This is a genomic window from Enterobacter sp. 50793107, assembly GCF_001463365.1.
Classification (GTDB): domain Bacteria; phylum Pseudomonadota; class Gammaproteobacteria; order Enterobacterales; family Enterobacteriaceae; genus Enterobacter; species Enterobacter cloacae.
In genome coordinates, this window is the sequence record NZ_LNII01000075.1 from 171,251 (window position 1) to 192,253 (window position 21,003).

A 21,003-nucleotide genomic window follows, 5' to 3' on the forward strand; every position below is an offset into this window, starting at 1 on the left:
TGTGTGCTGCTTCGGGTTTGAATTACGGGTAGAATACCCGGTTTTCGTCCACACACGTGTTTACATGGAATCTTCGATGTTAAAAATCTTTAATACAATGACGCGCCAGAAAGAGGAATTTAAACCTATCCATGCCGGGGAAGTCGGCATGTACGTGTGTGGTATTACGGTTTACGATCTCTGTCATATCGGCCATGGCCGTACCTTTGTCGCATTCGATGTCGTGTCGCGTTACCTGCGTTTCCTCGGGTATAACCTGAAGTACGTGCGTAACATCACCGATATTGACGACAAAATCATCAAGCGCGCTAATGAAAATGGCGAAAGCTTTGTCGCGCTGGTGGATCGTATGATCGTTGAGATGCACAAGGATTTTGACGCGTTAAACATTTTGCGCCCGGACAGCGAGCCGCGTGCGACCCACCATATTCACGAAATTATCGAGATCACGGAAAAGCTGATTGAACGCGGCCACGCGTACGTTGCGGACAATGGCGACGTGATGTTCTCAGTGCCAACCGATCCTACCTACGGCTCGCTTTCCCGTCAGGATCTTGACCAACTGCAGGCTGGCGCCCGCGTTGACGTGGTTGACGTGAAGCGTAACCCAATGGACTTCGTGCTGTGGAAGATGTCCAAAGAGGGCGAACCAAGCTGGCCATCTCCATGGGGAGAAGGGCGTCCGGGCTGGCACATTGAGTGCTCGGCGATGAACTGCAAACAGCTGGGCAAACATTTTGACATTCACGGCGGCGGTTCAGATCTCATGTTCCCGCACCACGAAAACGAAATCGCGCAGTCCACCTGTGCGCACGGCGGCGAGTATGTGAACTACTGGATGCACTCCGGGATGGTGATGGTTGACCGCGAGAAGATGTCTAAATCGCTGGGCAACTTCTTCACCGTGCGTGACGTGCTGAAGTATTACGATGCGGAAACCGTACGTTACTTCCTGATGTCGGGCCACTACCGCAGCCAGCTGAACTACAGTGAAGAGAACCTGAAACAGGCACGCTCTGCGCTGGAGCGTCTGTACACTGCGTTGCGCGGTACCGACAAGTCCGTGGAGGCCGCGGGCGGCGAGGCGTTTGAGGCCCGCTTTGTTGAGGTGATGAACGATGATTTCAACACCCCGGAAGCCTACTCGGTGCTGTTCGATATGGCGCGTGAAGTCAACCGTCTGAAGTCAGAAGATATGGCGGCGGCGAATGCGCTGGCTTCTCACCTGCGTAAACTCTCTTCCGTGCTTGGCCTGCTGGAACAGGAGCCGGATGCTTTCCTGCAGAGCGGTGCGCAGGCAGATGACGGCGAAGTGGCAGAGATTGAAGCGCTGATTAACGCGCGTCTCGAAGCCCGTCAGGCGAAAGACTGGGCGGCAGCGGATGCGGCGCGCAATCGCCTGACCGAGATGGGGATCATCCTGGAAGATGGCCCACAGGGGACCACCTGGCGCCGTAAGTAATTTTCCCCTCACCCAACCCTCTCCCACAGGGAGAGGGGATTGTTAGGTGTTCTCCCTCTCCCTGTGGGAGAGGGCCGGGGTGAGGGCATCAGCGTGCACGCTTTCGCCACCACAACAACCCCATCAGCACCACTCCCGGCAGCCACACCCACAGCAGTTCAGAGATAATCACCTGATGCCCGTACGGCGTGGTATAGCGCGACAGGGCAAACGGGGCGACCTTAATCACCTGCCACGGCGCAAAGAACCGTTCATCTGACCACGGCCACAGCCAGCCGACGCCCTTGCCGCCGGTGGTGACGGAATCCAGCAGGCTGTGCGACAGCAGCGACACGGTTAAAAACAGCCAGCAGCGCGTCAAACTTGCCCTGAACCATCGTCGCCCGACCAGTACGCAGAGTATCGGCACCACGAAGGCAAACAGCAGTGAATGGGTAAAGCCGCGATGACCGAAAACATTGCCGTAAGCAACGCCGAACTTAAACGCCAGCACGTCGGCATCGGGCAGCATCGCGAGCACGACACCGGCGAAAAGCAGGCGGGGAGGAATAACCCGGGTTCCCAGGCCTAAGCCCAGGCAAAGCGGAACAGCAGCGTGAGTGATAACGGTAGGCATCGTAATTTTCCATGACAAATCATGGGAATATAGCAGCGATTTCGCTGGAACTGACCTGTGCTAAATTCCGATTTTTACGCCGATTCCCGCGCGATAAGCTGGCCGGAGAGGGTAATGCGCTGCGTCTGCAACTCTGGCTCTTTCAGCTTACGGATGATAAGACCCGCCGCCTGGCGGCCTGTCTCGTCACTGGCAGAGGAGACATAGGTAAACGACGGCGAGGTCAGGTTGACGTGCAGCATATCTTCAAAGCCCACCAGCGCGACCTGCTGCGTCAGAAATACGTCTTTTCCCACGGTGCGGCCCACCTGATGAATGCCGCTAATGCAGCCGATCATCGCATCCGGTGAATGACAGAGCAGGGCGGTGATGGTGTTGTTTTTCTCAAGCAGCTGGCGGGTCGCCATTGCGGCGGCTTGCGTGTCATCGCTGCAGGCCGGGGAGCTTTCATCGCGCCACACCAGCCCGTTCTGGGTCATTGCGCTGCGAAATCCAAGCAGGCGTTGTTCGCGAATAAGGCAGCCTTCCCGTCCGCCAATGTAGGCGATGTTGCGGTGCCCGCGCTCGATAAGATAGCGCGCGGCCAGGTTTGCCGCCTGGCGGTTATCGCGCATCACCAGGTTGCATTTTTCATCCAGCAGAGACTGCGAGACCACCACCAGCGGCAGCGGGCACTGGCGGATCTGCTCCGGCAGGGTTGAGGAGCGCGTATCCGACGCGAGATAGATCACGCCCGCCACGCCCTGTTGCTTAAAGGAGAGCAGGGTGCGCTCTAAATGCTCCCGATCGTTCAGCGGCTGGCCGAGAAAAACCATATAGCCCTGCTTCTCCAGCTCCTGGACGATACTCGCCATGACTTTGATGGAAAAACTGTCGCTGAAATCACGCAGGATCAGGCCGATCAGGTTGGAGGTGTTGGCGCGAAGGTTGGCAGCGGCAACGTTATGAACATAGCCCAGCGTCGTGATGGCGGCATTGACCTTCTCGATCGTTGCTTCGGAGATTTTCCCTTTCTGGCGCAGCACCAGCGATACGGTAGAGACCGACACCCCCGCGTGCTTTGCGACATCAATGATGCTGACTTTCTTCAAAACCGCTCCCTGAAATTTACCGATTATCAGCCAGATACGACACGTCTCTCAGCCTACAGGAGACGTGTCGTTCCGGCATCTTATTATTTGCCAATCATGGTGGACATGGTCTGGGCGATAAACTGTGCTCTGGCACCGAAAATCACCTGAATTCCGTTATCACCCACGAAGACCACGCCGCGTGCGCCGAGTCCGTTCAGGCCATCTTTATCCACCGCATCACTTTTTGCCACTTCCAGGCGCAGACGGGTAATACAGGAGCCAACGGAGTCGATGTTGTGCGCACCGCCCAGCAGGGTAATGATTTCGGTGGCGAGTTCAGAATCGGATTTATCATCCGCGCTAGCGGTCACTTCGGTACGGCCCGGCGTTTTCACGTCAAAGCGACGGATCACGAAACGGAAGGTGAAGTAATAAATCAGGCCCATCGGAATACCAATGATAATGGCATTGAGGAAGTTGGTCTGATAGCCGTTGAATGACGGCAGGATCCCGAACGACAGATAATCGATAAAGCCTGCCGAGAACGACTTGGCGATATGGGCGTGCAGCAGATACATGGTCATGTACGCCAGGCCCGCCATAATGGCGTTAAAGACGTACAGGATCGGCGCGACGAAGATGAAAGTGAACTCCACCGGCTCGGTGATCCCCGTCAGGAAGCAGGTGAGTGCCGCAGAGAACAGAATACCGGCCGCGATTTTTTTATTTTTGGTATGCGCTTCATGATACATCGCCAGACACGCCGCAGGCAGGGCAAACAGCATCAGCGGGAATTCACCCTGCATGAACTTACCGGCGTTCTGGTAGGTGTCGCTGCTGAAGGATTTCACCCCTTCTTCCAGCATCTTGAACCAGATGGTCTGGTCGCCGTGGATCACCTGGCCCGCCTGAGTGGTGTAATCACCAAATGAATACCAGAAAGAGGGATACCAGATATGGTGCAGACCGAGCGGGATGAGGGCGCGTTCGACCAGACCGAAGATAAAGGTTGAGGCGGCCTGATTATCGCCGTTCACCACCACGGAGAGCGCGTCGATGCCTGCCTGAATGTGTTGCCAGACGTAGGGTAGCAGCAGGCCGAGCAGGAACGAGAGAAACGCCGTGGCAATCGCCACAAAGCGTTTGCCGGAGAAGAAGCCAAGGAACTCCGGCAGCTGCATGGTGTGGAAACGGTTATAGCACCACGCCGCCAGAATACCGCAGATAAGCCCGCCAAAGACGCCCATCTGCAGCGTCGGGATGCCGACCACCATAGCGTATTTGCCGCCCTGAGAGGCCATTTCCGGCGTAATGCTCAGCACGGTACTGATGGTGATATTGGTAACAAACACCGAGACGGCGGCAGACAGTGCGGCAATGCCGGATTCCGATGCCAGACCCACGGCGGAGCCAATGGCAAACAGCATGGGCAGGTTATCAAAGATAACCCCACCCGCGTTCATCATCAGCGGCAGGTGAAACTTATCGCCAAAGGCCAGCAGCAGGCCCGCAGCGGGAAGCAATGAAATTGGCAGCATTAAGGCGCGACCAATCATCGATAACTTAGACAGCGATTTAACAAACCCTGATATCAGACTCATGCTGATTTCCCCCGAGAAGCGCTTTTTTTGGCGCTGTTATTGTAAGTAGAACGTTTTAGTAGAACGTTCTACTTATCGTGGGCAAAGCGTGAAAAACGCGCAACACAATTTTCACTTTTCAACAGATGAAATAGTGATTATTTGAAGTTGATCGATAATTAACCGTGATAGGTGTGCGGGGATTGTTATCCCCTCTCCCGGCCGGGAGAGGGTTAGGGTGAGGGCATCAGACGGCTCAGGCCGTAACGGTCACGCTCTGGCCGTCAAAGCTGACGGTCTGACCGGCAACAATCTTGCAGCGCTTACGCGTTTCTACCACGCCGTCGACGAAAACCAGCCCGTCGGCAATGGCAATCTTGGCCTGCGCACCGCTCTCGCTCCAGCCTTCCAGCTTCAGCAGATCGCACAGCTCAACGTGTGGATGTTTACCTAATGAAAATGTCGCCATGTTACGCGTCCTCTACGTCGTGATACTCCTCGCATGCCTGCAAGGTATTCTGAATCAGGGTTGCTACGGTCATCGGGCCTACGCCGCCCGGTACCGGGGTGATGTAAGAGGCACGCGCTGCGGCATCTTCATAAACCACGTCGCCAACCACTTTGCCGTTTTCCAGACGGTTAATCCCGACGTCCACGACAATCGCCCCTTCCTTAATCCATTCCCCGGGAATGAAGCCCGGCTTACCGACCGCGACGATCAGCAGATCGGCATTCTCGACGTGATGACGCAGGTTTTTGGTGAAGCGGTGGGTCACGGTGGTGGTGCAACCGGCCAGCAGCAGCTCCATGCTCATCGGACGGCCCACGATGTTGGAGGCGCCAATCACTACGGCGTTCAGACCGTATGTGTCGATGTTATAACGCTCCAGCAGCGTCACGATGCCGCGCGGGGTGCAGGGACGCAGGCGCGGCGCGCGCTGGCACAGACGGCCAACGTTATACGGGTGGAAACCGTCCACATCTTTATCCGGCGCGATACGCTCCAGTACCTTCACGTTGTCGATGCCTGCCGGCAGCGGCAGCTGGACCAGAATACCGTCGATCTCTTTATCGGCATTCAGGGTGTCAATAAGTTCCAGCAGTTCTGCTTCGGTGGTGGTTTCCGGCAAATCGTAAGAGCGGGAGACGAACCCCACCTCTTCACACGCTTTGCGTTTGCTGCCGACATAAATCTGCGATGCCGGGTTGCTACCAACCAGCACAACGGCAAGCCCTGGTGCGCGAAAACCAGCCGCTTTACGCGCCTTCACTTTTTCCGCGACCTCAGAGCGCACCTGCTGCGCAATCGTTTTACCGTCAATAATCTTTGCTGCCATCAGAGAGAAGATTCCGTCTGTAACGTTTGAAAGGGGGGATGGCCTGTATTTTGTCAGAAGCGAGCGCCGCTGTCAGTCACCCTTTGCGAGTTTTCCTCCGGCGGGCGTAAAGACCCTTCTCGGGTGATGGTCAATTTCTTAGGCAGGATTAGGATGTGACCTGGTAAAATGGCAGCGTTTTGACATATTTAAAAATAGTTTCCTGAGCTACTTTGTCTCCTCCGAAATAAGCTTTCAATTTTTTCAATTGAACGTATTTCTTATTCCCGATAATTCACGGGAAGGGTTATTTACATTTTAAAGGAATAGACATGAAACTCAGCAACATTGCTTCTACTGTTATTGCTTCACTGGCCCTGGTCGCGGGTGCCGCTCACGCTGCCGATCCGGTTACGCCAGTTTCCGTAAATGGCGGTACCGTGCATTTTAAAGGTGAACTGGTTAATGCTGCATGTTCAGTAAATACCGATTCTTCCGAGCAGACTGTTAATCTCGGTCAGTACCGTACCGCGAAATTCACCAAAGTGGGTGATACCACCACCAATATTCCATTCACCATCGAACTGAACGATTGCGATCCGCTGGTGGCGAAAACGGCTGCTGTGGCGTTCACCGGTCAGATCGACGCAACTGACAAAACCCTGCTGGCAGTGACTTCCGGTAGCAACGACAACACCGCGAAAGGTGTTGGTATCGAGATCCTCGACAGCAAATCCAGCGTTCTGACGCCAGACGGTGCCACCTTCTCTGCTGCGCAGAACCTGATCCAGGGCACCAACACCCTGAACTTCAGCGCGCGTTATAAAGCCACTGCTGCGACCACTGAACCTGGTCAGGCAAATGCTGACGCCACTTTCGTTATGAAATACGAATAATTCCTCCGTACAGGGATGTTTTGGCCTCAGGGATGAGGCCCGTCATACGCTCAGGCCAGGAACGAAGGATGACAAGGACAGGAACACTACTGCTGTTAACCCTTGCGATGGCTTCCCAGGCATTCGCCCATACGGTGGTGATTGACGGCGGCAAAGTACACCTCCGGGGTGAACTGGTGAACGGTGGCTGCGCCGTGGCGCCAGACAGCCAGAATATGCGCATCGATATGGGACAATACCGGACCAACTCGTTTTCCGGGGTGGGCAGTTTTTCCACCGTTAATGTGCCTTTTACCGTGCGGCTGCTGGATTGCAGCGTGGATGTCTCACGCACCGTCGGGATCCAGTTCCAGGGCATCACGCCCGCGGAAGACCCGCAGGTTTTTCTGGCAACATCGCGCCCCGGTGAAACACCCATCAGCAGCGGGGTGGGGCTGGCTCTCTTTGACGAACAGCAGCGTCAGATAATCCCCAACGCCACGGCGGTCAGCTGGCTGCCCATTGATACCCGCGAGCTTGCGTTTCATTTTAGCGCCCGATATCGGGCTATTTCCGAACACCTTGTGCCAGGCAATATTCAGTCGGATGTCTGGTTTACGTTGATTTATCCATAACACCTGCGAACACATTATTAAAGGTACGGTTTTGATGAATACCCTAATTAAACCAGGACTGATTTTATCGTTTATTTTAATGATGGTTTCTGCAAGCGCGAATGCGTCCGGCGGTATTGCACTTGGAGCCACGCGCGTTATTTATCCGGCAGATGCTAAACAAACTTCACTGGCGATCACCAACAGTAACAAGCAAGAACGCTATTTAATTAACGCGTGGATCGAAAACGCAAACGGGCAAAAAGAAAAAACCTTTGCCGTCACGCCACCGCTGTTTGTCAGCGAGCCGGACAGCGAAAACACGCTGCGCATTATTTACGCCGGGCCTGCGTTGCCTGCAGATCGTGAATCGCTGTTTTACATGAACGTGAAAGCGATCCCGTCAGTGAACAAAGCCAAAACCGAAAACAATAACGTGCTGCAACTGGCCATCCTGTCGCGTATCAAGCTGTTTGTGCGTCCGAATAACCTGGCAATGCAGCCGGAAGAGGCGCTCTCTCAGCTGCGCTTTGAGCGCGTTGGCTCGCATCTGAAGATCAGCAACGCCTCACCGTATTACATCACGCTGGTCAATCTGAAGCTGGGCGGACAGACGCTGGATAACATCATGATTGCGCCAAAAAATTCGGCACAGCAGGCGCTGCCGGCTGGTGCGGGCGGTACGCTCTCCTGGCAGAGCGTCAATGACTACGGTGCCATTACTCCGGCGCGTAGCGTTAACCTGTGAGCAGAGTCAGGGCGATGAATAATCATCAATGGCGTTACTGCCCGGTTGCACTGGCGCTGATGGCAACGCTCTGGCCGCAGTCGGGCTGGAGCGAAAGCTACTTTAACCCGGCCTTTTTGTCCGACGATACCGCTAGCGTGGCGGATTTATCGCGTTTTGAACAAGGTCACCAGCAGGCACCCGGCGTGTATCGCGTGGATATCTGGCGTAACGATGAGTTTATCGCGACCCAGGACGTGCGCTTTGAGCAGGCCGACGATACGCCACCGGTGGCGGGCGGACTGGCGCCGTGCATCACACGTAAAATGCTGGAACGGTTTGGCGTTAACCTCGCCGCGTTTCCCGAGCTGGTAAAGGTGCAGGACGACACCTGTGTCCCGCTGGCGACAGCGATCCCCGGCAGCCTGGTCGCATTTAACTTCGCCTCGCAGCGTCTGAATATCAGCCTGCCGCAGGTGGCGATGCAGAACAGCGCCCGTGGCTATATCCCGCCTGAACAGTGGGATGAAGGGATCCCCGCCGCGCTGTTGAACTACAGCTTTACCGGCAACCGGGGAAGCGAGGATGACAGCTACTATCTGAACCTGCAGAGCGGGCTGAACTATGGCGCCTGGCGTTTACGCAATAACGGCGCCTGGCGTTATACGCAAAACAACGGTCAGCGGCACAGTAACTGGCAGAACATCGGCACCTGGGCGCAGCGCACCGTCATTCCGCTCAAAAGCGAGCTGGTGCTGGGCGACAGCAATACCGGCAATGATGTCTTTGACAGCGTCGGTTTCCGTGGCGGGCGGCTTTTCTCGTCCGACAGCATGTACCCGGACAGCCTGCAGGGCTACGCGCCAACCGTGCGCGGTATCGCCCGTACCCCGGCCAAAGTGGTTGTTCGCCAGAACGGCTATGTTATCTACCAGAGCTATGTCCAGCCTGGCGCGTTTGCCATCACCGATCTGAACCCTACCTCTTCAAGCGGCGATCTGGAAGTGACCGTAGAAGAGAAGGACGGCAGTCAGCAACGCTATACCGTGCCGTACTCCACCGTGCCGCTGTTGCAGCGTGAAGGTCGCTGGAAGTATGACCTCGTGGCCGGGGATTACCGCAGCGGTAACAGCGATCAGGACACGCCGTTCTTCACCCAGGGCACGCTGATTACCGGTCTGGCCAATGGCTACACGCTCTACGGCGGTACGCAGCTGGCGTCGCGCTATACCGCGGTGGCCATTGGCGCCGGGAAAAACCTCGGTGACTGGGGGGCGGTGTCGGTCGATATCACCCATGCCCGCAGCCAGCTGGCGGACGACAGCCGCCATGAGGGCCAGTCCCTGCGTTTCCTGTATGCAAAATCACTCAACGGATTCGGCACCAACTTCCAGCTGCTGGGCTATCGCTACTCCACGAAAGGGTTTTACACCCTGGATGATGTGGCCTGGCGTTCGATGGAAGGCTATCAATATGCCGACAGCAAGGATGATGACGGCGTGCCGGACGTGCAGAGCTATCACAACCTGACGTGGAACAAAAAAGGGCGCTTCCAGCTCAATATCTCTCAGTCGCTGGGTGATTACGGCTCAGTCTATGTCTCCGGCAGCGAGCAGACCTACTGGGGCACCAGCCAGTCGAACCTCTGGTATCAGCTCGGCTATGCCGGAGGTGTAAAAGGGATCAACTACTCCCTGTCATGGTCGTGGAACAAGTCCGTCGGGATAGAGGGCACGGACCGGATCGCGTCCTTTAACGTCTCGGTGCCGTTCAGCCTCTTTACCCGTCAGGGATATCGCCGGGACAGCGCCATCGATCGCGCTTACGCCACGGCCTCAGCCAGCCGCAACAGCGACGGTGATACCAGCTGGCAAACCGGGGTCAGCGGCACCCTGCTGGAAGATCGCAACCTGAACTACAGCGTTACGCAGGGGCACACCAGCACCAACGGCTCAAGCGGTAGCGCCAGCGCAAACTGGCAGGCGACCTACGGCACGCTGGGGGTGGGCTACAACTACGCGCGCGATCAGCACGATCTCAACTGGCAGCTCTCCGGTGGGGTGGTAGGCCATGCCGACGGCGTCACCTTCAGCCAGCCGCTGGGCGACACTAACGTCCTGATCAAAGCGCCGGGAGCCTCGGGCGTCAGCGTGGAAAACCAGACGGGGGTGAAAACCGACTGGCGAGGCTACGCGGTCATGCCGTATGCCACCGTCTACCGCTATAACCGCGTGGCGCTGGATACCAACTCCATGAGTAACAACACCGACATCGAAAATAACGTCAGCAGCGTAGTACCGACCAAAGGTGCGCTGGTGCGCGCCAGCTTCGATACCCGTATCGGCGTGCGTGCCCTGCTGACCGTAACCCGCGGCAACCAGCCTGTGCCGTTTGGTGCCGTGGTCCGTGAAACCCAGAGCGGGGTCACCAGTATGGTGGGCGATGACGGGCAGATTTACCTGAGCGGGCTGCCGCTGGAAGGGGAGTTGCTTATTCAGTGGGGCAATGGGATGCAGTCCCAGTGTCGTGCGCACTATCGTTTATCGCCTGAAAGCCAAAACCAGGCCATTACCATGGCGGGGGCAAGCTGTGACCGTTAACAGGAACCCAAAGATGCGCAGTTTACGCAATGTGTTTAGCTTAGCGCTGCTCTGCAGCACGATGCCCGCGTGGGCGACGGTTTGCCAGAACGCCACGGGCGTGCCGAAGGATATCTCATACGATCTTTCAAACGTCTTTAACAGTTCCAATAACAAACCGGGGCAGATTGTGACCCTTGCGCAAAAATCCGGGCTGGTGGGCGTGAACGCCATTTGCCCTAAAGGAACAACCGGAAAGTCCACGATGCGTAGTTATGTCACCAGCCTGCCGATAACGACGGTAATTGATGGCTATAAGTATGTGAAGCTGAATGACTACCTTGATGGCGCAATGCAGATCCACGATGACTACGCGGGCACCTTCTATCCACCGTCAGACTACATTCAGATGGGGCAGCACCCTAACGTTCCGAACAACAAAGCGTTTCCTGTCACCGATTCGAAGCTGGTCTTTCGTCTGCGGGTCACACGGCGGTTTATCAACATGGTGGTGATCCCCCAGCAGACCATGTTCACCGTCTATGTCACCACCACGTCATCCGATCCGCTGAATACGCCGGTCTATACCATCAGCTACAGCGGCACCATTCAGGTACCACAAAGCTGTGCGATTAACGCCGGGCAGGTGGTGGAGTTTGATTTTGGTGATATTGGCGCGTCGTTGTTCAGCCAGGCGGGGGCCGGCAATCGTCCTCAGAACGTCTCACCACAAAGCAAAACCATTGCCATTAAGTGCACCAATGTGGAGGCCAATGCGTATCTGACGATGCGCATCGAGGCGGAAAAAATCTCGGGCAATGCGCTGGTTTCCGATAACCCGGATTTAGGGTTTGTCGTGGCGAACGATAGCGGTACGCCTCTGACGCCTAACAACCTGAACAGCAAAATTCCGTTCCGTCTGGATGACAGCGCGCAGGCGCAGGTGGGGATCCGGGTCTGGCCGGTGAGCATTACGGGGAATAAGCCAGCGGAAGGCCGGTTCACCTCTCGCGGCTATCTGCGCGTGGATTACGATTAAGGGGAAGAGATGGGGAACTGGAAATGGCCTTTCGCTGCGCTGGCCCTGACGATGTGTCAGGCAAACGCGTGGTCAGCCACAGCGCTGGGCGAGATCAATATTCAGATGTACGGCAATATCGTTGATTTTACCTGCGTGGCAGAGGGCAGCGACAGCGACAAGACCGTCACGCTGGGCACCTGGCCGACGAAGCAGCTCAGCACCACGGGGAGCCGCACGCAGCCCATGCCCTTTACGCTGAAGCTGACTGGCTGTCCGCCAGGCTCGGCATCAATTACGTTTTCCGGGAAAACTGACGGGAGTGACAGCGGATTGCTGGCGTTGAATGACGCCAGTACGGCGAATAACGTCGCGGTGGAGATCAGGGATGCGGATAAAACACGTCTTGCGTTACAGCAGGCCAGCCAGCCGGTAGCGGTAGATGCGCAGGGTAATGCCGTGTTGTCATTTTATGCTAATTATATTGCCACAGCGGATAACCCCCGACCCGGACGCGCCGATGCGGATGCCACATTTATGATTAATTATAATTAGCGCTGACCGCACTCCCTGCAACTCAGATAAACTGCAGGGAGTGAATTCAGGTTATAGCAGCTCGTGTGCCTTGGCGTAATCAATTAATTCCACAATGCTTTGCACACCGAGCTTGGAATAAATATTGGATTTGTGCGCGCTAATGGTTTTGTTGCTTAATAGCAGCTGTTCGGCAATTTCCTTATTCGATAAGCCATTCGCCAGATACCGCAGTACGGTGACCTCACGGTTCGATAATGGCATATCGGATGCCATCCCTTTCCCGGAGCCCAGGTGATTAATAAAGTTCAACGTTTCCGACGGGAAAAAAGAATAGCCCATCAGAATCATTTCCACGGCGTTGTAGATCTCACCTAAATCTTTTCGTTTACTGACAAACCCATTTGCCCCAGCGCGGATGGCGCGGCCCGCGTAAAAGGACTCCGATTTGGAAGAGAGGAACAGGACCTTTATGTCTTTGTTTAAGTTTCTGATTCTTTTCAATAAAGCGAAGCCATCGGTGCCCGTAAGTTCAATGTCCAGGATCACCAGATCGATGGCGTGATTGCGGATACAGTCGAGAACTTCATGGCTGTCGCCAGACTTCAGTTTGACTGTGATATTTTTATTTTTCTGTAGCAGGACTTCTATCGACATTCTGACGATAGGATGTTCGTCCATAATGATAACGGATGCCGGTTTCATTTTTTATGCCTCAGATTGTTAAAAGCGTTATGCTGAGTTTGGTTCAAACTCTCGAAATGCCGGAAGGATAAATTTGCAGATCCTTATAGGGTGGTATTTCCCTGGAAAGAGCGAAAGCATCCTTGTTAACGTAGTGGTAATGTCATTGCCTCAGCGCGGTCATCTCATTTGGCTGGTGGCGGCAAAAAGGTTTTTCTTATTCATAATTGGTACGCGTCTTATTATACCGTGTAAGTTTTCTCCGAAAAGCCTGCAGATTAATTCATGATTATTGATTTGTATTATCTTCTGGATCTGAATGGCTATTTTTTTAAATTTAGCGGAAATGTCCTGTTATTCCATTTACCGCATCTTTTCATCTTTATGTAATAACAAAAAATAACAGATACCACTATATGTTGCAATATTGTTAATGAAATGGCGGGGCAGTAAAACGTCTCACCTGCTGCTGAAATGGCGTGAATTTGCACAGATAGCGCGTCTCATCCTCATCCTGATACCTCTCCCCGATATCAGAAAAATACTATGCCGGAAGAGCAAAATCTTCTGCGGCCTTCGCTTTAAGCGCCAGGGGCGTGCAACCAAATTGCTTGTTTTTACATCATTATCATCCTGTTAACGGAACCATCAATCCCTTAACGCATGGATGAAAGTGCTGCGCTTTACTTATTCTTTAATATTTCACGTGGTTCAGAGTCAGAAATTAGGAATAGTTGTAATTTCGAGATTTATGTTAACGGTTAACATAAAATTAACATTTTCAGTAAGTAACTTCCTAAAGATCTTTAGGAAATAAGGGGTTAGGTTAAGAGTAAAACGGGCAGTCGGAGAGATTATTGAGAAGATGCAGCAGTTCCTGGCGATGGCTAAGCCCGAGCTTCACCAGAATGCAGCTCAGGCGATAGATAATGCGGCTGTAGGGGCGATTCTGCAGCAGGGCGATCTGACGTAGTGACTTCCCCCGCGACAGCTCCTGTAAAATGGGCCACTCGCCGCGAGAGAACCACTCTTTACTGGAGCCCTGTGGAGGGCTAATGTCCATCAGGCTGTGCTGGAGTGCCGCCGCCGTTGACTGGCGTTCAAGGACATGAAACGGCCCCGCCGCTTTACAGAACAGACGGGTGTCGTAATTATCCGCCCTGACCAACAGATACGGCGTGAGAAAGGGCGGATACAGGCTGTGTCTTCTCAACTGATCCAGCTTTTCCATAAGCGCCGTGGTGCGGCTTTCAATATCTACCACCAGACGGGCTGCAGGCCACTGATTCAACGCCTGAAAAGCTTCGTCCAGCGTCGGGTAGTCGCTACAACTGCTCAGGGGAAACTGGCCGTTCAGAAAACCGGTGCGCAGGAAATGATCTTCCGTGACCAGAATAATAAAGGGCGCGTCGGTTTTGCGATGTTGGTGGATGGACTGGCTCAAAAATTCGAGCCGGTCGAAAAAGGGGGGAGCAAAAGGCGAGTGCGTAAATCCCAGTGCATCACTTCCTGTACGCCGCCGCCGGTAACGGCGCACTGTCATTCGCATGGCTTCCCTCCTGGAAATGGCTTTTTATTCCTCCGGCCATGTCCAGGACGGCCAGTAGTACCCCTGGCCGAGTCCTGCTCCTGCCTGTCGTGCCCGGTTATGATCCTTTTCAGTCTCAATACCTTCAATAAGCACGTTGTCGGCAAGCTGAAAGCAACGTGTTACCAGTTGCCCGAGCGCAGGGGTGGCGCGTAAACGCCAGAATGCTTCCTTGTCGATTTTTATGCCGGTTAACGGCAGCCGGCAGGACAAAAACGGTTGGACGATCGCTTCATCAATATCATCCAGCCAGATACCGTGGCCTTGTCTTCTGAGCTGCAGCAGGCGCTGGTGAACGTCCTGCCGTTTTGTGTCAGACAGCGCCAGAAAGCGTGCCGGGTCGACAATTTCTATATTCAGCGGTGCGGCAGGCAGCCGGAGAAGCCGCTGAAAGGCGTCCGGCTGCGTTAATACGGTTATCGGCAGATTGACGTAAAGATTATGACAGTGCGGGGTATTTTTTAGCGCGACAAGTTGCGCTTCAAGCAGCGTAAGTGACCACTCCGCAGACCGATCGTTGAAAAATGCTTCGCTTTGCTCTCTTGCTGACAGAACGCTCAACACTTCCACCCCAACCTGGCGCTGCGAGGAGAGGGCGATGATAGGCTCAAGTTTGATGCCCGCGATACCGTGAGAGAGGTGCTGTAAGCTGGGGGACGTATCGATCAGGTTTTGCGCTGTCACTCCATTGTCCTGTTGTCTGTCAGCCTCCAGGCGGCCGGGATACCTCACACTAGTGTGACGAGCTGACGCTCAGGAAAACAGCAGGCGTTACTTAAATGCAGCTAAGCCTTTTCGCAGCGCTAAATTCTACGAAAGAAAAGCCGGGAATGTTGAAAAAACAGCCATATTTACAATCAGCTAACCCTAATCGGGGGTGAAAACGGAAAAGGCATTGACTCACCTGCCATTGACCGTATAATTCTTCGCGTTTCACCACCGCGAAGTTCACTCTTCTCAGTGCGCCCTTAGCTCAGTTGGATAGAGCAACGGCCTTCTAAGCCGTAGGTCGTAGGTTCGAATCCTACAGGGCGTGCCATTTAGTCTCAGCGCTTAATCCAGCCCACTCTTCCCCAGACCGACCAACCGCTACCGATCCTTCACTCTGTGCCTGCTTTTAACCGTCTGATTTGCGTGGTTAATTCCAGATGTGTATCATTCTGAACCCGGCTCTGTAGCCTGTCGGTCAGAACGTTTGTTCCGCCATCGACCGGTCATTGGCGTAGTTCCAGTCAGGGCCACCATACCGCCACTAGCTCATCGGGAAGAGCGACAACCAGGATGTTGTAGTACGGGGTTCGAGGCTCCGGTGGCGGACCAACGCCGACTTAGCTCAGTAGGTAGAGCAACTGACGTGTAATCCGTAGGTCATCCGTTCGATTCCGGTAGTCGGCACCCTATTTATGGCTTCCCCGTGGGATGCCTCTGGCACGACATTCATTTCACTGTTGTACATGCCAATCATGAAGGACATTTATGTGGTATCTACTCGCAACTTCGCTTGCCGCACTTTCCCTGAATAAAAGCCTGGCTTACCTGATGCTGGGGTTAACGGCATTTCTCGGCTGGAAACAGAGCATTCTTGACGCCCCGGCGCTGCTGGTGATTGCATTAATCGTTATTGGCTGGTCTGTTGTTGAATGGCTACGTAATAAAAATAATAAATATACTTATCTGGTCGAAGGCCTGTGCGTGGTCATCGCCGTTGCCCTGGTTTTGCATGCGATCCCTGGCTTCCATAACCCGAAGGTACTGGACGCTGTCGTTGTTGGTCCGCAAAGCATGCCGTTCAGTATGTACTTTAATATGGACAAGGCAGTGGTGCCGTTCTTTTTAATTACGTGCATGCCAACGTTATTCGTAGCAAAACCCCTTTATAAAGCTGGCAAGGTCGGCTGGGGAATATTGGTATTGGCGATACCCGCGCTGTTACTTCTGGCTGTTGCGTTGGGCGGGCTGAGAATTGAGCCGCATGCGCCAGAATGGTTCGCTCAATTTGCCCTTGCGAATATTTTCTTCGTCTCTTTAGCCGAGGAAGCCTTGTTCAGAGGCTATCTGCAGCAGCGCTTGTCCCGGGTTGTGCATCCTGTTGTAGCGCTATTGATTGCCTCACTCATTTTTGGGCTAATGCATTATAGCGGCGGTTTACTGCTGATTATTTTTGCCAGCCTCTCCGGTATTATTTACGGCCTGGCGTGGATGTGGAGCGGCAGGCTCTGGGTTGCAACGTTCTTCCATTTTGGGCTGAACTGCGTGCATTTATTGTTCTTCACCTATCCGATGTACGCCCCTCACGCGTCTGTATGATGCTTTTTAAAATAGTGGCCTTATAAATTTGGCTGCCTCCGGATAAGCATAAAAAGCCCCGAAGCATCGGGGCTTTTTTTATATATGCCGCGGGCATGAATAACACATTTATCTTCGCGTCAGAATAAATAGAAGGCTAATGAATTTCATTGTTGGCAGACTTAAGGTTTTCTTAATCTAAAAATTATCTCGCATTAAAATTTGGGTTTTTATCATTCTAAAATCTGCTAAAAACGAATTTTACACTTTTACGTCTAAACTCGATTGATAGTAATTATCATTAGCGTTGTTGTATGCTTTAATCCTGTCCCACACAGCCCTTTGTTGTTTATCACGTTGGTCTATTAAGGATATGTTCATGAATTCTCGCCTGCTGTCATGCTTCTCGCTTGCCCTGTTGTCTTCATCACTTTTCCTTTCAACTCAATCGATTGCTGCTGATAACAACGAAGGTATCGTTGTTTATAACGCGCAGCATGAAAATCTGGTGAAGTCGTGGGTAGACGGTTTTACCAAAGAAACGGGTATTAAGGTCACGCTGCGTAATGGCGATGACAGCGAGCTGGGCAACCAGCTGGTGCAGGAAGGCAGCGCATCGCCTGCGGATGTATTTTTAACTGAAAACTCGCCGTCAATGGTGCTGGTTGATAACGCTAAACTGTTTGCGCCATTAGATGCAGAGACATTAAAGCAGGTACCGGCGGAGTATCGTCCGGCACACGGCCGCTGGATCGGGATCGCCGCTCGCAGCACGGTATTTGTCTATAACCCGGAAAAACTGAGCGAGCAGCAGCTGCCAAAATCGCTGATGGATCTGGCTAAACCCGAGTGGAAAGGCCGCTGGGCTGCCTCTCCGTCAGGAGCCGATTTCCAGGCGATCGTCAGCGCAATGCTGGCCCTGAAAGGCGAGCAGGCCACCCTTGAGTGGCTCAAAGCGATGAAAGCCAATTTCGTTGCCTATAAAGGCAACAGCACGGTGATGAAAGCCGTTAACGCCGGTCAGATTGATGGCGGGGTGATTTATCACTACTACCGTTTTGTCGATCAGTCCAAAACGGGTGAAAACAGCAAAAACACTAAGCTCTACTACTTCAAACACCAGGATCCGGGCGCCTTTGTTAGCCTCTCCGGCGGCGGCGTGCTGGCGTCCAGCAAACACAAAGCGCAGGCACAGGCCTTCATTAAATACATCACCGGCAAAGAAGGGCAGGAGAGCCTGCGCACCAATAACGCCTTTGAATATGCGGTGGGCGTGAATGCGGCCTCTAACCCGAAACTGGTGCCGCTGAACGAGCTGGATGCACCGAAAGTGGAACCTTCCACGCTTAACAGTAAAAAAGTCATCGAGCTGATGACGCAAGCTGGCCTGCTGTGATCCTGAGAGTAAAGTGAACGTCCTATGTCTGGTCTGAGTCTCGACATCGGCAAAAACAGAGTGCGGGAGCCTGCCCGCAGGCGTCCTGCGCTGCCGATGGTTGCGTTAGCTGTCCTGTTTTCATTAATGGCGCTTCTGCCTTTGGGCTTTATCATTGCCATAGGCATTGAGACGGGCTGGGAAACCATTAAGGCGTTGGTGTTTCGCCCGCGTGTTGCTGAACTGCTCAGCAACACGCTGTGGCTGACGGCCTTAGCGGTGCCACTCTGTATCGTCACCGGCGTGGCGATAGCCTGGCTGACGGAACGTACTCAGCTCGCCGGGCGGGGGATCTGGTCTGCGCTGGCGGTGGCCCCGTTGGCCATCCCCGCGTTCGTGCAAAGCTACGCCTGGGTGAGTGTGGTGCCTTCCATGCATGGGCTTTCTGCGGGCGTGTTTCTCTCCGTGTTAGCCTACTACCCGTTTATCTATATGCCCGTGGCGGCGGTGCTGCGTCGTCTGGATCCAACGCTTGAAGATGTTGCCGCTTCGCTCGGCACGCCGCCGTGGCGGGTCTTTTTTCGCGTGGTGTTACCGCAGCTTAAGCTCGCGATTTGCGGCGGCGCGCTGCTGGTGGCCCTGCATCTGCTGGCGGAATATGGCCTGTACGTGATGATCCGCTTTGATACCTTCACCACCGCCATTTACGACCAGTTCCAGTCGACATTCAGTGGCCCGGCGGCAAACATGCTGGCGGGGGTGCTGGCGCTATGCTGTCTGGCCATCTTGCTGCTGGAAGGGGTCACCCGCGGGAAAGCCCGTTATGCGCGCATCGGCGCTGGGGCGGCACGTGAACAGACGCGCTGGCCGCTAAAGCCTGTTGCTGCGGCGTTGGGCCAGCTGTTTTTCCTCGTGCTGATTGTGCTGGCGCTGGGCGTACCGCTCACTGTGCTGTGTCGCTGGATATGGCTTGGCGGCGTACAGAACTGGATGAGCGCCGATCTCTGGCACTCGCTGCGCCAGACGCTGATGCTCGGCGTGGGCGGCGCGCTGCTGACCACCGCCTGTGTCATTCCCATCGCCTGGCTCGGTATCCGTTATCCGCACCGCATCTTCCGGATGCTGGAAGGGTGCATTTACATCACCAGTTCTCTGCCGGGGATCGTCACCGCCCTCGCGCTGGTCACGGTCACCATTCACTATGCACGTCCGATTTATCAGACCGAAATTACGCTGTTCCTGGCTTACCTGCTGATGTTTATGCCCCGTGCGCTCATTAACCTGCGGGCCGGGATTGCCCAGGCGCCGGTGGAGCTCGAAAACGTGGCGCGCAGTCTGGGCAGCACGCCCGCGAAGGCATTGTGGAGCGTCACCATGCGATTGGCCGCGCCCGGTGCGGCGGCAGGGGCGGCGCTGGTCTTCCTTGGCGTCAGTAACGAACTGACGGCGACGCTGCTGCTCTCCCCGCTGGGAACGCGCACGCTGTCCACCGGTTTCTGGGCGCTGACCAGCGAGATCGATTATGTTGCCGCTGCGCCTTACGCCATGCTGATGATTTTGATTTCACTTCCGCTGACCGCCATTCTTTATATGCAGTCCAAAAAAATTGCAGGGCTATGAGATGCTTGAATTAACGTCCATTTCTAAATCGTTTTCCGATGCGCAGGTGCTCGACAGCTTAAACCTGAGCGTCGCGCCGGGAAGCCGGACGGCGATTGTCGGGCCGTCAGGGTCGGGTAAAACCACGCTGCTGCGTATCCTTGCCGGGTTCGAAACGCCGGATAGCGGACGGATCGTGATGCAGGGCCGAACCCTGTTCGATCAGAACAACTTTATTCCCGCGCATCTGCGTAAAATTGGCTTTGTTCCTCAGGAGGGGGCGCTCTTCCCGCATCTTAATGTGGCAGACAACATTGCCTGGGGATTAGACGGTACCCGCCACGAGAAGCGCCAGCGCGTGGAAGCACTGATGGAGATGGTCTCGCTTGACAGACAACTCGCCACGCACTGGCCGCATGAGATTTCCGGCGGCCAGCAGCAGCGCGTGGCGCTTGCCCGCGCGCTGGCGCAGCGTCCTTCCCTGATGCTGCTGGATGAACCCTTCTCGGCGCTGGATACCGGCCTGCGCGCCATGACGCGTAAGGCCACGGCTGACCTGCTGGCGGAAGCGGGCGTGGCCTCGATCCTGGTTACTCACGATCAAAACGAAGCGTTGTCCTTTGCCACGCAGGTGGCGGTCATGCGATCCGGACGTTTCACTCAGGTCGGCACGCCTTATCAGGTCTATAGCCAGCCCGTGGATGAAGAGACGGCGCTGTTCCTGGGGGATGCGGTGATCCTGCCTGCTCAGCTCGCCAGCGGCTATGCGCTCTGCGCGCTGGGCGAGGTGCCCACGGATAACGCCCAGGCGACGGGGCAGGGCAGAGTGATGTTGCGCCCTGAGCAACTGCACGTGACGGCATGCGCGGCGCACGAAAGCCCGGTGTCGATTGTTGATGTGGATTTCACCGGCCAGCTCTCCACGCTGACGCTGGCGTTAGCCGGACAAACGGAGCCGATTACCCTGAAAACCGTCAGTCAGCCTGGATGGCACCCGGGGGCGGCGGTGCGTATTGATATTGCTGGTACGGCGCGCGTTTTTGAATATTCTTAATGTTCGTTAGTAATTTAATCCAA

The 21,003-nt window shown here is 54.7% G+C and carries 19 protein-coding genes and 1 tRNA gene; 12 read left to right on the forward strand and 8 right to left on the reverse strand.

What is annotated here, in order from left to right:
* Nucleotides 1-76: 76 nt before the first annotated feature.
* On the forward strand, nucleotides 77-1,462 hold the full coding sequence (cysS, locus tag APU11_RS11190) for a cysteine--tRNA ligase (protein WP_020685027.1): 1,386 nt from the start codon (nucleotides 77-79) through the stop codon (nucleotides 1,460-1,462).
* Nucleotides 1,463-1,550: 88 nt separating this feature from the next.
* On the opposite strand, the gene APU11_RS11195 is transcribed toward cysS, so the two are convergent.
* From APU11_RS11195 to folD, 5 genes are all read right to left on the reverse strand, one after another.
* Nucleotides 1,551-2,078 carry a metal-dependent hydrolase gene (locus APU11_RS11195; protein ID WP_045902391.1) on the reverse strand — a complete coding sequence of 176 codons (528 nt, stop codon included), beginning with the start codon at nucleotides 2,076-2,078 and terminating at the stop codon, nucleotides 1,551-1,553.
* 74 nt (nucleotides 2,079-2,152) lie between these two features.
* Complete coding sequence (gene malI / locus APU11_RS11200) at nucleotides 2,153-3,169, reverse strand: Mal regulon transcriptional regulator MalI (RefSeq protein WP_020685029.1); 1,017 nt, start codon at nucleotides 3,167-3,169, stop codon at nucleotides 2,153-2,155.
* An 83-nt stretch (nucleotides 3,170-3,252) separates the two neighbouring features.
* Complete coding sequence (locus APU11_RS11205) at nucleotides 3,253-4,752, reverse strand: PTS transporter subunit EIIC (RefSeq protein WP_014830936.1); 1,500 nt, start codon at nucleotides 4,750-4,752, stop codon at nucleotides 3,253-3,255.
* Nucleotides 4,753-4,987: 235 nt separating this feature from the next.
* Complete coding sequence (ybcJ, locus tag APU11_RS11210; RefSeq protein ID WP_023621558.1) at nucleotides 4,988-5,200, reverse strand: ribosome-associated protein YbcJ; 213 nt, start codon at nucleotides 5,198-5,200, stop codon at nucleotides 4,988-4,990.
* Nucleotide 5,201: 1 nt separating this feature from the next.
* A complete protein-coding gene (gene folD / locus APU11_RS11215) occupies nucleotides 5,202-6,068 on the reverse strand; it encodes a bifunctional methylenetetrahydrofolate dehydrogenase/methenyltetrahydrofolate cyclohydrolase FolD (RefSeq protein ID WP_013095929.1) in 867 nt (288 codons plus the stop codon).
* A 311-nt stretch (nucleotides 6,069-6,379) separates the two neighbouring features.
* Here folD and fimA point away from each other — a divergent pair, with 311 nt between their 5' ends.
* From fimA to sfmF, 6 genes are all read left to right on the forward strand, one after another.
* Nucleotides 6,380-6,943, forward strand: a complete 564-nt coding sequence (gene fimA, locus APU11_RS11220; RefSeq protein ID WP_013095930.1) for a type 1 fimbrial major subunit FimA — start codon at nucleotides 6,380-6,382, stop codon at nucleotides 6,941-6,943.
* A 68-nt stretch (nucleotides 6,944-7,011) separates the two neighbouring features.
* Nucleotides 7,012-7,557, forward strand: a complete 546-nt coding sequence (gene fimI, locus APU11_RS11225) for a type 1 fimbrial protein subunit FimI (RefSeq protein WP_013095931.1) — start codon at nucleotides 7,012-7,014, stop codon at nucleotides 7,555-7,557.
* Nucleotides 7,558-7,591: 34 nt separating this feature from the next.
* Nucleotides 7,592-8,284 carry a type 1 fimbria chaperone FimC gene (gene fimC, locus APU11_RS11230; RefSeq protein ID WP_013095932.1) on the forward strand — a complete coding sequence of 231 codons (693 nt, stop codon included), beginning with the start codon at nucleotides 7,592-7,594 and terminating at the stop codon, nucleotides 8,282-8,284.
* Nucleotides 8,285-8,298: 14 nt separating this feature from the next.
* Complete coding sequence (locus tag APU11_RS11235; RefSeq protein ID WP_013095933.1) at nucleotides 8,299-10,863, forward strand: fimbrial biogenesis usher protein; 2,565 nt, start codon at nucleotides 8,299-8,301, stop codon at nucleotides 10,861-10,863.
* Nucleotides 10,864-10,876: 13 nt separating this feature from the next.
* Nucleotides 10,877-11,881 (forward strand): type 1 fimbria D-mannose specific adhesin FimH, encoded by a 1,005-nt coding sequence (gene fimH / locus APU11_RS11240; protein WP_020685033.1) that lies wholly within the window; start codon nucleotides 10,877-10,879, stop codon nucleotides 11,879-11,881.
* A gap of 9 nt (nucleotides 11,882-11,890) precedes the next feature.
* Nucleotides 11,891-12,415 (forward strand): fimbria assembly protein, encoded by a 525-nt coding sequence (gene sfmF / locus APU11_RS11245; RefSeq protein WP_013095935.1) that lies wholly within the window; start codon nucleotides 11,891-11,893, stop codon nucleotides 12,413-12,415.
* Nucleotides 12,416-12,466: 51 nt separating this feature from the next.
* Here the strand turns inward: sfmF and fimZ are convergent, their stop codons facing one another.
* The 3 genes from fimZ to APU11_RS11260 form a co-directional block, all read right to left on the reverse strand.
* The gene (fimZ, locus tag APU11_RS11250; RefSeq protein WP_013095936.1) at nucleotides 12,467-13,099 is read right to left on the reverse strand and encodes a fimbria biosynthesis transcriptional regulator FimZ; all 633 of its coding nucleotides are present in this window, start codon (nucleotides 13,097-13,099) and stop codon (nucleotides 12,467-12,469) included.
* Nucleotides 13,100-13,904: 805 nt separating this feature from the next.
* Nucleotides 13,905-14,627: a response regulator transcription factor gene (locus APU11_RS11255; protein ID WP_023622262.1), complete on the reverse strand. Its 723-nt coding sequence runs from the start codon at nucleotides 14,625-14,627 to the stop codon at nucleotides 13,905-13,907.
* Nucleotides 14,628-14,651: 24 nt separating this feature from the next.
* The gene (locus APU11_RS11260; RefSeq protein WP_038418832.1) at nucleotides 14,652-15,350 is read right to left on the reverse strand and encodes an EAL domain-containing protein; all 699 of its coding nucleotides are present in this window, start codon (nucleotides 15,348-15,350) and stop codon (nucleotides 14,652-14,654) included.
* Between the two features lie 278 nt (nucleotides 15,351-15,628).
* Here APU11_RS11260 and APU11_RS11265 point away from each other — a divergent pair.
* The 5 genes from APU11_RS11265 to APU11_RS11290 all read left to right on the forward strand — a co-directional run bounded on the left by APU11_RS11265 (nucleotide 15,629) and on the right by APU11_RS11290 (nucleotide 20,980).
* Nucleotides 15,629-15,705: transfer RNA gene (locus tag APU11_RS11265), tRNA-Arg, on the forward strand.
* Between the two features lie 437 nt (nucleotides 15,706-16,142).
* Entirely contained in the window at nucleotides 16,143-16,973 is an 831-nt protein-coding gene (locus APU11_RS11275; RefSeq protein WP_038418833.1) for a CPBP family intramembrane glutamic endopeptidase, read from the forward strand.
* A gap of 358 nt (nucleotides 16,974-17,331) precedes the next feature.
* Complete coding sequence (locus tag APU11_RS11280) at nucleotides 17,332-18,348, forward strand: iron ABC transporter substrate-binding protein (protein WP_058651673.1); 1,017 nt, start codon at nucleotides 17,332-17,334, stop codon at nucleotides 18,346-18,348.
* Between the two features lie 24 nt (nucleotides 18,349-18,372).
* The gene (locus tag APU11_RS11285; protein WP_038982839.1) at nucleotides 18,373-19,947 is read left to right on the forward strand and encodes an iron ABC transporter permease; all 1,575 of its coding nucleotides are present in this window, start codon (nucleotides 18,373-18,375) and stop codon (nucleotides 19,945-19,947) included.
* 1 nt (nucleotide 19,948) lies between these two features.
* Nucleotides 19,949-20,980: an ABC transporter ATP-binding protein gene (locus APU11_RS11290; RefSeq protein ID WP_040021458.1), complete on the forward strand. Its 1,032-nt coding sequence runs from the start codon at nucleotides 19,949-19,951 to the stop codon at nucleotides 20,978-20,980.
* Nucleotides 20,981-21,003: the final 23 nt, after the last annotated feature.

Bases quoted from the DNA above. Each gene is read 5' to 3' on its own strand.
- cysS (WP_020685027.1), top strand. From the start codon at position 77: ATGTTAAAAATCTTTAATACAATGACGCGCCAGAAAGAGGAATTTAAA.
- APU11_RS11195 (WP_045902391.1), bottom strand. From the start codon at position 2,078: ATGCCTACCGTTATCACTCACGCTGCTGTTCCGCTTTGCCTGGGCTTA.
- APU11_RS11205 (WP_014830936.1), bottom strand. From the start codon at position 4,752: ATGAGTCTGATATCAGGGTTTGTTAAATCGCTGTCTAAGTTATCGATG.
- ybcJ (WP_023621558.1), bottom strand. From the start codon at position 5,200: ATGGCGACATTTTCATTAGGTAAACATCCACACGTTGAGCTGTGCGAT.
- folD (WP_013095929.1), bottom strand. From the start codon at position 6,068: ATGGCAGCAAAGATTATTGACGGTAAAACGATTGCGCAGCAGGTGCGC.
- fimA (WP_013095930.1), top strand. From the start codon at position 6,380: ATGAAACTCAGCAACATTGCTTCTACTGTTATTGCTTCACTGGCCCTG.
- fimI (WP_013095931.1), top strand. From the start codon at position 7,012: ATGACAAGGACAGGAACACTACTGCTGTTAACCCTTGCGATGGCTTCC.
- fimC (WP_013095932.1), top strand. From the start codon at position 7,592: ATGAATACCCTAATTAAACCAGGACTGATTTTATCGTTTATTTTAATG.
- APU11_RS11235 (WP_013095933.1), top strand. From the start codon at position 8,299: ATGAATAATCATCAATGGCGTTACTGCCCGGTTGCACTGGCGCTGATG.
- fimH (WP_020685033.1), top strand. From the start codon at position 10,877: ATGCGCAGTTTACGCAATGTGTTTAGCTTAGCGCTGCTCTGCAGCACG.
- sfmF (WP_013095935.1), top strand. From the start codon at position 11,891: ATGGGGAACTGGAAATGGCCTTTCGCTGCGCTGGCCCTGACGATGTGT.
- fimZ (WP_013095936.1), bottom strand. From the start codon at position 13,099: ATGAAACCGGCATCCGTTATCATTATGGACGAACATCCTATCGTCAGA.
- APU11_RS11255 (WP_023622262.1), bottom strand. From the start codon at position 14,627: ATGCGAATGACAGTGCGCCGTTACCGGCGGCGGCGTACAGGAAGTGAT.
- APU11_RS11275 (WP_038418833.1), top strand. From the start codon at position 16,143: ATGTGGTATCTACTCGCAACTTCGCTTGCCGCACTTTCCCTGAATAAA.
- APU11_RS11280 (WP_058651673.1), top strand. From the start codon at position 17,332: ATGAATTCTCGCCTGCTGTCATGCTTCTCGCTTGCCCTGTTGTCTTCA.
- APU11_RS11285 (WP_038982839.1), top strand. From the start codon at position 18,373: ATGTCTGGTCTGAGTCTCGACATCGGCAAAAACAGAGTGCGGGAGCCT.
- APU11_RS11290 (WP_040021458.1), top strand. From the start codon at position 19,949: ATGCTTGAATTAACGTCCATTTCTAAATCGTTTTCCGATGCGCAGGTG.